Annotated in this window: 10 protein-coding genes; 7 read left to right on the top strand and 3 right to left on the bottom strand. The window is 43.2% G+C overall.

The features are described from left to right. Both DKT75_RS12360 and DKT75_RS12355 read left to right on the top strand, forming a co-directional pair. Positions 1–614 (top strand): IS3 family transposase (locus DKT75_RS12360; RefSeq protein WP_146201369.1); only part of this gene is annotated, 614 nt, incomplete at its 5' end. 272 nt (positions 615–886) lie between these two features. Continuing rightward, on the top strand, positions 887–1,666 hold the full coding sequence (locus tag DKT75_RS12355; RefSeq protein ID WP_211665409.1) for a cache domain-containing protein: 780 nt from the start codon (positions 887–889) through the stop codon (positions 1,664–1,666). A gap of 45 nt (positions 1,667–1,711) precedes the next feature. Here the strand turns inward: DKT75_RS12355 and DKT75_RS12350 are convergent, their stop codons facing one another. The 3 genes from DKT75_RS12350 to mfd form a co-directional block, all read right to left on the bottom strand. Next, positions 1,712–2,707 (bottom strand): ArsJ-associated glyceraldehyde-3-phosphate dehydrogenase, encoded by a 996-nt coding sequence (locus tag DKT75_RS12350; RefSeq protein ID WP_109823748.1) that lies wholly within the window; start codon positions 2,705–2,707, stop codon positions 1,712–1,714. Positions 2,708–2,804: 97 nt separating this feature from the next. Beyond that, a complete protein-coding gene (locus DKT75_RS12345) occupies positions 2,805–3,926 on the bottom strand; it encodes a PIN domain-containing protein (protein WP_281271424.1) in 1,122 nt (373 codons plus the stop codon). A 119-nt stretch (positions 3,927–4,045) separates the two neighbouring features. Beyond that, the gene (gene mfd / locus DKT75_RS12340) at positions 4,046–7,504 is read right to left on the bottom strand and encodes a transcription-repair coupling factor (RefSeq protein WP_109823746.1); all 3,459 of its coding nucleotides are present in this window, start codon (positions 7,502–7,504) and stop codon (positions 4,046–4,048) included. 107 nt (positions 7,505–7,611) lie between these two features. On the opposite strand from mfd, the gene minC reads away from it, so the two are divergent. From minC to DKT75_RS12315, 5 genes are all read left to right on the top strand, one after another. After that, a complete protein-coding gene (gene minC / locus DKT75_RS12335) occupies positions 7,612–8,361 on the top strand; it encodes a septum site-determining protein MinC (RefSeq protein WP_245923197.1) in 750 nt (249 codons plus the stop codon). 95 nt (positions 8,362–8,456) lie between these two features. Next, positions 8,457–9,263 (top strand): septum site-determining protein MinD, encoded by an 807-nt coding sequence (gene minD / locus DKT75_RS12330; protein WP_109823745.1) that lies wholly within the window; start codon positions 8,457–8,459, stop codon positions 9,261–9,263. 10 nt (positions 9,264–9,273) lie between these two features. Beyond that, positions 9,274–9,546 (top strand): cell division topological specificity factor MinE, encoded by a 273-nt coding sequence (gene minE / locus DKT75_RS12325; protein ID WP_109823744.1) that lies wholly within the window; start codon positions 9,274–9,276, stop codon positions 9,544–9,546. A gap of 352 nt (positions 9,547–9,898) precedes the next feature. After that, entirely contained in the window at positions 9,899–10,552 is a 654-nt protein-coding gene (locus DKT75_RS12320; RefSeq protein WP_109823743.1) for a hypothetical protein, read from the top strand. A gap of 65 nt (positions 10,553–10,617) precedes the next feature. Beyond that, the coding region (locus DKT75_RS12315; RefSeq protein WP_158278858.1) for a beta strand repeat-containing protein at positions 10,618–13,424 on the top strand (2,807 nt) is incomplete at its 3' end.

Below are 13,424 nucleotides of genomic sequence, written 5' to 3'. Positions count from 1 at the left end.
GTCTAGTGAGTCGCCAGCAACCTACTCACCGCTACGCAAAGGCAGAAAAAGTACACCTAAGCATACCAAATGTGCTTAATCGGCAGTTTCAGCCGAGCAAGCCAAATCAAGTTTGGGCGGGTGATGTCACTTATATTTGGTCGGGTTCAACTTGGTTGTATCTTGCAGTGGTCATTGATTTATATGCAAGGCGTATCGTTGGCTTTGCTACCAGTAAAAGCCCAGATAGCGAACTGACAAAAAAGGCATTAAGAATGGCCTATGAAAGCAGAAGGAAACCTAAACGTATTCTATTTCATAGTGACCAAGGCTGCCACTACACCAGTAAGGCGTACCGTCAATGCCTGTGGCATTTTGGCATGAGGCAAAGCCTTAGCCGACGAGGAAACTGTTGGGATAATTCACCCGTAGAACGGTTCTTTAGAAGCTTTAAAACCGAGTGGATGCCAAAATCAGGTTACGTTTCATTTAACGAAGGTGCTCAGGCGATTACTCAATACATTAATCAGTATTATAATCGTTACCGCCCACATGCTAACAATGGCGGGCTATCGCCAATAATGGCAGAAGAAAAATTTGGATTAACCTCTAAAGAGGTGGCCAGTTTTAGTTGACCACAACAGATCATAAGGAGCATTTTATTATGTTTTATTTAAAGTCATTCATTAGTGTGGTAATACTATCTAGTTTTTCTGGGTTAAGTCTTTATATATTCATCCTGTAGGTGGTGCTATATTGATAGAATATAGTGACTATATGGCTAGTTTCAAAATCTTAATCCTTGGTTCAACTTATGTGGAAAAATTTCAACTTTAGTGTGAAAGTTATCGTGCTTGTTTGCGTACTCATACTATTTACAATTTTGACAGGTGTTGGATATCATAAAATGTCCAACCAAATTAGAGATATTGGGATACAGAGTGCGGGTAAAGAAGTACTCGCTGGGCATAAGAGCGAGCTGAAAGATATCGTTGATGTAATGGCTTCAACGTTAGCTGCTGCTACAGAAGGTATGACGGATAAGGACGAAATATATAAAACGTATTCAACTCTTTCTAAAGGCGCACGTTTTCTCCCTGACAAGTCAGGTTACTTCTTTATATACGAAGGCGGCGTTAACTTTTTTCATCCGATAAAACCTGAGCTTGAAGGGAAAGATTTAACTAACCTAAAAGATGCCAATGGTTTTTTGTTGATTCAAGCCTTAGATGAAGCGGCAAAATCAGGTGGAGGGTTTGTTGAGTATTACTGGGATAAGCCAGGGAAAGGAAATCAGCCGAAACTATCTTATATAAGTATGATTCCTAAAAGCTCATACTCTATAGGAACAGGCGTTTACATTGACGATATAAAAGAAAAAGAAGCAGCGATCTTTACCACTATGAATGATTTTTCTAATAGCTTTTTAGTTAAATGGTCGGTTGTATTATTGCTGGCATTTTTCGTTATTATATTGCCTGTTATTATCTATATGATAAAAAGCATGACTTCGCCGCTGGTAAGGCTGACGGAAGTTGCCTCTGAATACAGCAGAGGTGCACTAGATAGTGAGATTGAGTACACCGATAGAAAAGATGAAATTGGTGCGTTAAGTCGCGCCATTAAACGACTTGGTAGTAGTACTAGAATAGTCATGAAAAAGTTAGAAGAAACTAACGTTAAGTAAAATTATAAATGCCCGTATTACCTTTACGACTAATACGGGCTATTTTCATAGCGTTTTAGCGACCTTATCAGTCAACTCCATCATGCGATTCATATAACCCCATTCGTTGTCATACCACGCGTAAATCTTTAGCTGTGTATCGTTAATGACCATCGTTGAAGGCGCGTCAATGATCGAAGAACGCGGATCACCTTTGTAATCAACCGATACCAACGGACGCTCTTCGTAACCTAAAATGTCCTTTAGGTAAGTCTCCGAGGCTTCTTTAAAGTGGCCGTTAATCTCCTCAGCCGTTACTGCACGCTCAACTTCTAACACAAGGTCAGTTAGCGAAGCATTGAGCAGTGGCACACGTACCGCAAGGCCATTTAACTTGCCTTCAAGCTCTGGGAATATCTTAGTAATCGCTTTAGCAGAACCGGTACTTGTCGGAATAAGCGACTGTCCACAGGCACGAGCACGACGTAGGTCTTTATGGCCTTTATCGATAATAGTTTGGGTGTTGGTGATGTCATGAATGGTCGTCATCGAACCATGCTTGATCCCCACTTTTTCCTGAATCACTTTAATCACAGGCGCTAGGCAGTTTGTGGTGCAAGATGCTGCTGTCAGTAGGTGGTTAGCCTCTGCATCGTATAAGTCGTCGTTAACTCCATAAACGATATTCAATGCACCATCGACAGGGGCTGCAACAATGACTTTCTTCACACCTTGGTCAAAGTAAGCTTGTAACTCCTCAACCTTGCGGAACTTACCCGTACACTCCAGCACGATGTCGCAGCCTGACCAGTCAGTCTCGGCAATTGTTTCGTTAGAGGTGTAGGCAATCGCGTTGCCAGCGATGATCATATTGGTTTCATCAGCTTCGCAGTCGATAGGCCATGTACCTTGTACTGAGTCGAACTTCAGGAGGTGAGCAGAGGTTGCTGCGTTACCTGAGGTTTCGTTTACTTGTGCGAAGTTGAATGCTGGGTTATCCCATGCTACGCGAACGCCTAAGCGACCCATTCGACCGAAGCCGTTGATACCGATGTTTGCCATTGGGGTAACCCTTTATGTAAATGAATGGGCGATATTGTAAGGGAGTTGTGTTTCGGATGTGTGACAGTTATGAAAGTTCTAGTCTGGGTTTACCTTGTTAGTCGACTTCGATATTAGATATCTCATCTATCTTTAAGGAATCTTCCATAATGTTATTGGCTAGCTCACTGATATTAAGGTCATCTCTTTTGATTGTTATCGAGACCAAGCCAGAAATACTTAATTCAAACTCATCTTCGGCCTCAAAACAGTGTGTATTGTGGTCGGATACAGATGGTAAATGTTCTCTTTCTATATCTCGAGAGTAATATTCAGACTTGAGGATATAGAAAAAAGCACTGACTATAATTCTTAACTGAAAAGGAACCCCAAATTGTCCATTACCGTAATATTTAGCTTCAGGAACCTCTAATTGAATATTATCTGCTTCGTTATAGCTGAGTATGGTTACTTCATTATCGTCATCTTGTATTGATAATTCATAGAATGATTTCCCGACAAGGTATTCGCCAATATTATTTGAAAGGAATTGTTTGATTGCGGTGTTTTCGTCTTCAAACTGTTCTAAAGCGGTGACTAATATACCAAGGTTATCTACTAAATCTGCTTCTTTTAATTCGTTTTGAATTTGGTCAGTTTCAATTAGTTCGGCAAGACTGCTATAAGTGTTAATAGTTTTTGTATCAGTAAAAGCTTCCCTGACTTTTCTATCGTTTGCTACAACATGAATTGAGTTGTGATCATTGTGAAGTTTAAAGATTGACTGGACGATAAAGCTATCGGGAATATCTTCGCGTTTTTTTACTGACTTTAGTGGTGGCTTTCCTTGAAAGTATGCTTCTAAAGCTAAGCTTGCTTGATCCAAGCATAATGGATGTAATTTGGCTCCAATATTACTAGCCCAGCTAGTTATTTGGTGTTCTGCACTAGAAAGAATTTTTTCTGACTCTTGCTCAAGCTCTTCTTTTATTGAGGTAAGCTTTTTTAGAATGTCTTCATCTAAGAGCCTTCTAGAGAGGTTATTCAGTCCACTAACGGATTTTTCTAAGTCTTTGTTATAAATATCTCGTTGTTGGGTTTGGAACTCACGTAGAACAATATAAGGAATATGTAGGCAAATTAAGTCAGCGTTGGAAAGCCTTTCAAGTGCTTTGAAATCCAAGTTATCTCTTGCAGGGTTGTTTCGGTAAATATTTGTATCTAAAACTATGTGGATCAAATCAACTCTCCCAACTTTCAGTACTTTCCACCAAAACAAGAACCAGTATTAACCTCACGAAGTCCTTTCGCGCAAAGCGCGTCGGCGTAGTGAGGTTAATACTGGTTCGCAGTCAACGACTACCCATCAACCTTAATGTCATTAAACAGCCGCTTAATCCACTGAACCCGCTGCTCAACCGTAGACTCAGGATATTCAAAATTAATCTTATCCTGCCCAGTCAGCTTAAACTCCCAAGGTCGCTTCTGAACCAACTGAATCAACTTCATCGGGTCAATATTCGGCGCAGCATTAAACACAATGCGCCCACCTTCAGCCGCCAACTCAAGCTTAAGAATCCCAAGCTCCTGACTAATCTGCTTCAAACGCGTACTTTCAAACAAGTTATTCGTCTGCTCAGGTAGCATACCAAAGCGATCAATCATTTCAATCCGCAAGTCTTTCAGTGACTCAGCATCTTCCGCACTCGCAATACGCTTATACAAAATCAAACGATTGTGAACGTCAGGTAAGTAGTCATCAGGGATCAGCGCAGGTACACCCAAATCAACCGTCGTCTGCTTACCACCACCAACATCAAGACTTGGCAATTTACCCGCTTTCAGCGCCTTAACCGCACGTTCAAGTAAGTCGTTGTACATAGTGAAACCGATCTCTTGAATCTGTCCACTTTGATCATCACCCAACAACTCACCCGCACCACGAATCTCCAAGTCATGCGACGCCAGCGTGAAACCAACACCTAAGTCTTCCAAAGACTCCAGTGCTTCTAAACGCTTCTTCGCATCATTGGTTAAGTTCTTGCGGTTAGGCACGATCAGGTAAGCATAAGCTTTGTGATGTGAACGACCGACACGACCACGTAGCTGGTGTAATTGCGCTAAACCAAGCTTGTCAGCACGGTTGATCAAGATAGTATTGGCCGTCGGAACGTCGATACCACTTTCAATGATTGTGGTCGCTACCAGTATTTGGAATCGTTGGTGGTAGAAGTCTTTCATGATGCCTTCTAACTCGCTCTCAGGCATTTGGCCATGAGCAAATCGAATCGATGCATCGGGCAGCATGGCGCGTAGGTCTTCTGCCATCTTAGCAATGCTTTTTACTTCATTGTGCAACACATAAACCTGTCCACCACGTGACAACTCACGGGCACAAGCTTCTTGAATGGTGGCTTTATCCCACTCATTAATGAAGGTTTTAATCGCATGACGAGCAGCAGGAGGAGTAGCAATAATCGAGAGATCACGCAGGCCTGACAGTGACATATTCAAGGTACGCGGAATCGGTGTTGCGGTCATGGTTAACATGTCCACGTTGGCGCGCATCTTTTTCAGCTGTTCTTTATGGCGTACACCAAAACGATGCTCTTCATCGACAATCACAAGACCTAAGTCTTTAAAGGCGACGTTACCTTGGATGAGTTTGTGCGTACCGACAACAATATTGATCTTGCCGTTAGCGAGGTCGTCGAGTGTTTTTTGGGTGCTTTTAGCGGTTCCAAAACGTGACAGAGAGGCTATTTCAAACGGCCAATCAGCAAAGCGATCTTGGAAGTTACGCGTGTGCTGTTGTACTAACAAGGTTGTCGGAGCGATCATCGCTACCTGCTTGCCACCGTTAGCGGCAACAAAAGCGGCACGCATGGCCACTTCGGTTTTACCGAAACCAACATCACCACAGACCACTCGATCCATTGGACGAGCCGCACATAAGTCGTCAATGACGGCTTCGATAGTGGTGGCTTGGTCAGGTGTTTCTTCAAAGCCAAAGGCTTCTGAAAACATGTTGTATTCAATTTCATTAAACGGAAACGCATGACCTTGTTGCGCGGCACGGTGAGCATGGATTTCTAATAACTCAGCAGCGATGTCATGGGCTTTTTGTGCGGCTTTTTTACGTGCCTTATCCCATTGATCATTCCCGAGTTTGTGTAGCGGTGCTTTGTCAGCACTAGTACCGGTGTAACGACTAATGAGGTGAAGCGATGACACGGGTACATAAAGCTTGGCTTTGTCAGCGTACTCTAGCGTAATGAATTCTTGAGTAATTCCGCCAGCGTCGAGCTTTTGCATGCCTAAGTATCGACCGACACCGTGTTCTTCGTGAACAACAGGTGAGCCTTCCGTTAGGTCGGTAAGGTTACGAACGATGGCATCAGAGTCACGCGTTGGTTTACGGCGACGACGTTTTTGTTGTACCTGCTGACCAAAGATCATGCCTTCTGGAATAATGGCTAGCGACTGTGTTGGGTCGTCGGCATTATTAATCCATAAACCATCTTCAAGTGGCGCGGTAGTGACCGCAAAGTGTTCGGTACCGTCGATAAACTCTTGCCAACTGGGAACCGTTTTTGTTGCGAAATGGTTATCGCGCAGCAGGCCAATTAGGTTTTCACGACGACCTGCTGACTCCGCTGTAAACAACAAGCGACCTGCATGTTGTTTTAGGAATTGCTGCAATAGCATCAACGGTGATTCACTCCGCGCTTGAATCAACATGGATGGTAATGTTTTTAGCGGGTAGTTATGACTGTTTTTTAACTGCTCGAAGCGTGATGTTTCAACGCGACGTAGATTGGCCAGTTGAGCGAACACCGTTTCTGCGCTGAGGAATAGACGCTCAGGCGGTAAAATAGGGCGTTCAATATCATGACGACGTTGTTCATGACGTTCGTAAATTTTCTTTTCAAACTGCTCAGCAGACACTTCGATTTCACCGTTATAAATAACCAGTGTTTTCTCAGGTAAGTAGTCAAACAGTGTAGCGGTATGGTCAAAAAATAACGGTAGATAATATTCGATACCAGCCGGTGGATTCCCTTGTGTCACGTTGTCGTAGATCAAACTACGTGACAAGTCGCCGCCCAACTGTTCGGCATAGTTTTTTCTAAAGGTGCTGATACCTTCTGAGCTCATTGGGAATTCATGAGCGGGTAACAGTTCAACTTTTTCTATGTGGTCAATGGTTCTCTGATCTTCAGTGCTGAATGTTCTCAGGCTGTCGATTTCATCGTCGAATAAGTCAATACGTATCGGTTGGTCTGCACCCATTGGGTAAAGGTCGATTAACGAGCCGCGACTACTATATTCACCATGCTCATACACTTGTGTAACGTGGCGATAACCTGACGCTTCAAGTTGTTGCCGGAATGCGTCGATGTCGAGCTTGTCGCCTTTCTTCAGTAGTAATGCTTGTTGGTTGATGTAATCAACCGGTGCTATCCGTTGCATTAGTGTGGAAATAGGGACGATTAGCACGCCTTTTTGTGTGCGTGGTAGCTGATGCAGTGTTTTTAGTCGCTGAGAAATGAGCTCTTCATGCGGTGAAAAAACATCGTAAGGCAGCGTTTCCCAGTCTGGAAATATGTGTACGTTTTCTAACCCTGAGAAGAAGCGAATGTGTGATTCTGCTAGGTAGGCGCTATGCGTGTCGGGTGTCACAACAACGATTAAACCTTGAAACTCGCGGGCGGCGTTAGCGATCAGTAGGTCTTGAGCTGAACCGTGGAGTTGTCCCCAATGAATAAGATTATTGGATTTGGACGGATAGACTGGGTTTAGTGTTGGAGTAGGCATAGCGTGGTAGGGCTAAAAAAGCGCTAATTGTACGCTTATAAGCAGTGAGTTGCGATATTAAATGGGCTATTATCGGGAGCTACGAAATATAGAACAAGGACTGTAATGTGAGCGATGCCGTAATGGAGCTAAAAGGTGAAATGTCGATGCTGAATGTTTTGCATCTTCAAAGTACTGATTTAAAGGAAATAAGCCAGCAGATTGAAGCGAAGCGTGATGAAGTGCCTGCATTCTTTTTGAATAGCCCTGTTGTTGTGGATTGCAGTAGCATTACTGATGACTTGAAGAAGCTTGATTTGAAAGGGCTTAAGGCGTGTTTAACCGATTTAATGTTTGTACCTGTTGGGGTGCGTGGCATTGAACCTGAACAGCAGGCAATGGTTACTAAGTCTGGGTGGCCTGTGTTACGGGCAGGGCCTAAAAAGTCGACATCCAAGCCATCTGGTAAAGAATCTAGCAAGCCGGATGAGTCTGCAAAGACTGATGGTGACTCTGAGATTCAAGCGCAAGTTTCAGAAGAAAAAGCGACAATTAGCCGTATTATCGAAAAGCCTGTTCGCTCTGGTCAGCAGGTGTTTGTAGATGAAGGTGACGCGGTGTTGTTGACGCACACGAGTGCAGGGTCTGAGGTCATGGCGAGTGGTTCTGTTCATGTCTATGGGGCTTTGCGCGGTCGTGTGTTGGCGGGTGTTCATGGGGATACGAACGCACGTATTTTCTGTCGTTCATTGGATGCCGAACTGATTGCAATAGCGGGGCGTTATCAGTTGTTGGATGAAGGTGATACGGATTTACGCGGTAAACCTGCAGTGATTCGTTTGGATGGAGAAAAGTTAATAATCGAGGCATTAGAATAAGCCACTATCTATAGGGTTTATTTGTTAGTATTGCTGGGCTGAACAGCCCAAGTGTATCGGAAAACACTTGGTAGAATAAATTAGGAGAAACTGTATTGAGCAAGGTAATTGTTGTCACCTCTGGTAAAGGTGGTGTTGGTAAAACAACGAGTAGCGCTGCAATCGCAACGGGGCTAGCGTCTAAAGGACTTAAAACAGCGGTTATCGACTTTGATGTGGGTCTTCGTAATTTAGACTTGATCATGGGTGTTGAGCGCCGTGTAGTTTACGACTTCGTTAATGTTATTAACGGTGAAGCAACGCTTAAGCAGGCGATGATTAAAGATAAGCGTGTTGATAATCTTTTCATTCTGCCAGCGTCACAAACACGTGATAAAGATGCGTTGACTGAAGATGGTGTTGAGTCAGTGATCAATGAATTGAAAGCTGATGGCTTTGATTACATTGTCTGTGATTCCCCTGCAGGTATTGAGAAGGGTGCTTTCATGGCACTTTACTTTGCGGATGAGGCTATTGTTGTTACTAACCCTGAAGTTTCTTCTGTACGTGACTCTGATCGTATTCTGGGTATTTTGCAGAGCCGCTCTAAGGTGGCTGAAGAAGGCGGCAGTGTTAAAGAACACTTGTTAGTGACTCGTTACTCGCCTGAGCGTGTTGAAGGTGGTGACATGCTAAGTGTTGAGGATATTGTTGAGATTCTGTCTATTCCTTTATTGGGTGTTATTCCTGAGTCTGGCAGTGTGTTGCAGGCGTCAAATAGTGGTTCTCCAGTTATTTTGGATGAAGCTAGTACGGCAGGTATGGCTTACTCAGACGCGATTGATCGCTTCTTAGGTGAAGATGTCCCGCATCGTTTTATGAACGTTGAGAAGAAGGGTTTCTTTAAGAAACTATTCGGCTAAGGAGGGCTTCATGGGTTTATTTGACTTATTTCGTCAAGATCGTAAGAAAAATACGGCTAAGGCAGCGAAAGAAAGATTACAGATTTTAATTGCACACGAGCATGCAGGTGGTTCACGCGGAAATACTGGGCCGGATTATCTGCCTAAGTTACGTGAAGAGATCATTGCTGTGATTCGTAAGTATGTAGAAGTTGATGACGATGCTGTCAATGTTCAGATTGAGAAGGGCGATGATTTGGATATGCTGGAATTGAATATTACACTGCCGGATGCAGCTAAGTAATTTTCATTAGATAGTATGGTTGGATATTGATGCCGCTGTGGGTGACTACAGCGGCATTTTTTGTGTGTGGAATAATTTATTTCGTTGCATTGTTGGTATTTATGAATTTCTGAAAGTAAATCAACCTTTTTGTCTTGTTTTTATTAATGAGATTATTGTTGATTTTTCTTATTTATTTTAATTGTGGATAAGTGTTAATGATTTGTTAATATATGATTGTCTTTCTATTTATCTTGTTCTAGTATGTATTTGGCTCTTTATTGTTGCTAGCTGATTTTTATCCAGCTTTATCTACCATTAGTCGGCTCTTGGTAGTTATTTATTCAGGTATCTAGAGGCAGGTAAATCTTCGATGAAGTTAAATCAATGCATCAATTTAATAGTTTCATGTGGCGCGATTTTGTTGTTGCCGAATGTTTGCTTTGCTAATGATAGCAATGATCCTATTACCGTAAAAATTGGACTAGGCAAGGTTAACCTAAAGAATACTTTTGATGCTGCCGGTCTAACTGCCAAAGGTTATACCGTCAATGGCTATGAAACAAATGATGTTGATGAAAATTCAGAAAGTTATGGATTAGCTTACGATATTTCTCCAAGACTAAGCCTAGATATTAATTTGCAGAGTTTTGGAAAAGTGAACTCTACATTGGATGTTAAGTTACCTGAAGGGAAGACAGCCAAGCAAGCAGCTGCAGAGATTGAATCCGCCAGCTCCCAGCAACTGGGAGGAATGTTAATTACATTGGGTGGTAGTTATATAAAACCGGTTTCCCCTCGTTTCGATGTGCGCATGGGTGCGGGTCTTTTATTCGGGAAAGGTGATCATCAAATCACGATAAATGATGAAGCTTTTGATATCGATGAGCGTATCTCTGCGCCGTACATAAAGCTTGGTGTCGGTGTGAAGCTGACTCGAGGCTTCACTTTGACTGCTCATACGGAGCGTTACTTCCTAGACGACGATGTAGAGCGTTATGAAGTCGGTCTTAGCTACAGTTATTAATCTGCACAACCATAATAGATTGGGATAAATTCATGACTTTGAATACATTTTTACGGAATATTTTGATGACTACAGTCGTAGTCGGTTTGTCCGCATGTGGTGGTGGAGAGGGAAATACAACAAAGGTTGTAAATAGCTACGTCGGTGCGTTAAAAGGCTACTACATTGACTCCGAAGTCGTTGGCTTACCTTATGAGTGTGGAAATACTGTTGGCTTGACTGGTCAAGATGGAGAGTTCTTTTTTGATGAGGGCGACCAGTGTGAACTCTTTTTAGATCAAGAAAGGCAGCATACTCTGAAAGTTATACCTGAGGATGTGTTGGTTGATGATGTTGTAATTATAGAGACAGATCCTGTTATTACTCAGACTCTGCAATCTTTTGATAGTGATGGTGATCCAAGTAACGGTATTACAATTGATCAGGAAGTTGTAACTGCCGTTGTGAAAGACCCAGGTTTTGAAGGTGTTCCTACAACTCAAGAAGAAGCGGAAGTGCTCGTTGAAGTTATTGATGATAATAATGGTGATGTTGGCGTAGTTACTGCTGAGTCAGCCCAAGGGCATGTCTTGGAGACGGTATTAACTAATTCTAGCTATTATCAGAACTGTGTCGGTCGCATAGAAGACAAGGCGATTACTAAAATAAATTTTGCTGACGGGAATCTGTCCCTTAATGATTTGTCACAGTCTTCCTCTTATATTCTAGATGGTAGAAACCTAGTTATTACTAGCAATAACGGTGCTGTTAGTTCTTTTAGTTTGATACAAGGCACAGACTCTTTAATTTCTTCTGATGATGCTGTTGTAATAGAAAGTTCCTCTGGTCTTCAGTCGACGTTACATAGCACGATTGAACAAGCCCAATTATCTCAAGCGGAACTATGTGCCTTTGGTGATAACGTTGCTCCAGTAATTATGCTGAGTGGTCTTTCAGAGCAAGCAGTTGCATACGGTGCTAATTATGTCGATGCTGGTGCAGTTGCGAACGATGATGAAGATGCAAGTGTTGAAGTTATTACGACGAACAATGTTAATACGAACACGCTTGGTGAGTTTACCGTTAACTATAATGCGGTTGATTCGTCAGGGAATATTGCAGATACAGTAATTCGTACTATCTCGATTACAGACCAAACAGCACCTGTTATTAGTCTAATCGGCGAGTCATCACTAATAATTGCACTAGGTAGTAGCTTTACCGATGCTGGTGCAACGGCAACAGATAATGTAGATAACGATATCGCGACTAGTGGATCAGGATCTGTCGATACGAATGCTGTTGGTAGATACACCTTGAGCTATACCGCGACCGATTCAGCAGGCAATGCCGCAACACCGGTAACACGTACGGTATTGGTCACGGATCAAACCGCTCCAGTCATTAGTTTAGTGGGTGAAACGCTACTGACCATTGCACATGGCGGTGTCTATAGTGATGCAGGTGCTAGCGCCACAGACAACGTTGATGCAGAAGTAGCAATCAGTGTTGAAGGTGTCGTTGATACCAATACCGTCGGTAGTTACACACTCACTTATACTGCGAGTGATGCAGCAGGCAATGCCGCAACACCTGTAACGCGTACGGTATTGGTCACGGATCAAACCGCTCCAGTAATTAGTGTAGTAGGTGAAACGCCACTCACTGTCGCACACGGCAGTGTCTATAGCGATGTAGGTGCTAACGCCACAGACAACGTTGATACAGAGATTGAAATCAGTGTTGAGGGTGTCGTTAATACCAATACCGTCGGTAGTTACACACTCACTTATACTGCGAGTGATGCAGCAGGCAATGCCGCAACACCCGTAACGCGTACGGTATTGGTCACGGATCAAACCGCTCCAGTCATTAGTTTAGTGGGTGAAACGCCACTGACCATTGCACATGGCAGTGTCTATAGTGATGCAGGTGCTAGCGCCACAGACAACGTTGATGCAGAAGTAACCATTAGTGTTGAGGGTGTTGTTAATACCAATACCGTCGGTAGTTACACATTAATTTATGCTGCTAGTGATACAGCTGGAAATACCGCAACACCAGTAACGCGTACGGTATTAGTCACGGATCAAACCGCTCCAGTCATTAGTTTAGTGGGTGAAACGCCACTGACTATTGCGCACGGCAGTGTGTATACCGATGCAGGTGCAATAGCCACGGATAACGTCGATACTGAAGTAACTGTTGACGTAACAAACACGATTGATACCAATACTGTGGGTAGTTACGAAGTCACTTATGCCGCAACAGATGTTGCAGGGAATGTTGCAATTCCAGTAACACGTACTGTACTAGTCACCGATCAAACAGCGCCAGTGATTAGCTTAGTCGGTGAAACGCCACTGACTATTGCACACGGCAGTGTGTATACCGATGCAGGTGCAACAGCTACGGATAACGTTGATACTGAAGTAACTGTTGAGATAACAGACACGGTTGATACCAATACTGTGGGTAGTTACGAAGTCACTTATGCGGCAACAGATGCTGCAGGGAATGTGTCAATTTCAGTAACACGTACTGTACTAGTCACCGATCAAACAGCGCCAGTGATTAGCTTAGTCGGTGAAACGCCACTGACTATTGCACACGGCAGTGTGTATACCGATGCAGGTGCAACAGCTACGGATAACGTTGATACTGAAGTAACTGTTGAGGTAACAGACACGGTTGATACCAATACTGTGGGTAGTTACGAAGTCACTTATGCGTCAATAGATGCTGCAGGGAATTTGGCAACTCCAATAATACGTACTGTACTAGTCACCGATCAAACAGCGCCAACTATTACACTTCTGGGCGAATCTACAGTGACAGTTGGATATGCCTCGTATTATAACGATGAAGGCGTATCGGTTGTTGATGCCGTCGA

Origin of the sequence: Leucothrix arctica, from assembly GCF_003172895.1 — a bacterium.
Lineage (GTDB): Bacteria > Pseudomonadota > Gammaproteobacteria > Thiotrichales > Thiotrichaceae > Leucothrix > Leucothrix arctica.
The sequence above is the reverse complement of the archived record's forward strand: the minus strand, read 5'-3'. Positions and strand labels throughout refer to the sequence as shown.

Coding starts and splice junctions, on each gene's coding strand:
- DKT75_RS12355 (WP_211665409.1), top strand. CDS start 887: ATGTCCAACCAAATTAGAGATATTGGGATACAGAGTGCGGGTAAAGAA.
- DKT75_RS12350 (WP_109823748.1), bottom strand. CDS start 2,707: ATGGCAAACATCGGTATCAACGGCTTCGGTCGAATGGGTCGCTTAGGC.
- mfd (WP_109823746.1), bottom strand. CDS start 7,504: ATGCCTACTCCAACACTAAACCCAGTCTATCCGTCCAAATCCAATAAT.
- minE (WP_109823744.1), top strand. CDS start 9,274: ATGGGTTTATTTGACTTATTTCGTCAAGATCGTAAGAAAAATACGGCT.
- DKT75_RS12320 (WP_109823743.1), top strand. CDS start 9,899: ATGAAGTTAAATCAATGCATCAATTTAATAGTTTCATGTGGCGCGATT.